Genomic DNA, 509 nt, shown 5'->3' on the forward strand with positions numbered 1-509 from the left:
CCGGAGCTTTTCGCAGGCTACCGCGTCCTTCATCGCCTGTGATCGCCAAGGCATCCACCACATGCACTTGTTCGCTTGACCCTATAACAAGTGTGTCTCACGACGCACTGGTCATAGGCTGAGTATTCGCGTGTCGGTCCACGTTAGTGCTTTAGCACTTACGTGGAGCCCACACTACGTGTGTGCCGTATTCCAAAGCGATCTTTCGATCACCTTTTCATACTTGATACAATCACTACCCTGACTATCCTACTCGCACCCATCTCTAAGTGCTTTTAGATAGTCTCTTTACTACTTCTTCCAGATTGTTAAAGAACGTTTAGCCGACAGGCGCACTTCATTGCCTTCGACATCAACTGGCTTCAATCGCCAATGCACAGCACTTCACGAAGCACTGTGCATTGAGGACTTTTTGGTGGAGGATGACGGGATCGAACCGACGACCCCCTGCTTGCAAAGCAGGTGCTCTCCCAGCTGAGCTAATCCCCCCGTGTCTGAGTCTGATGACC

Annotated in this window: 1 tRNA gene and 1 rRNA gene; both read right to left on the bottom strand. The window is 51.1% G+C overall.

Annotated features, from left to right (window positions below):
* A 23S ribosomal RNA gene (locus QCE83_RS35040) occupies positions 1-81 on the bottom strand; the annotation flags it as partial.
* Between the two features lie 332 nt (positions 82-413).
* Positions 414-489, bottom strand: a tRNA-Ala gene (locus QCE83_RS35045).
* Positions 490-509: the final 20 nt, after the last annotated feature.

The organism is Caballeronia sp. LZ034LL (assembly GCF_031451215.1).
In the GTDB taxonomy this organism is placed as follows: Bacteria; Pseudomonadota; Gammaproteobacteria; order Burkholderiales; family Burkholderiaceae; genus Caballeronia.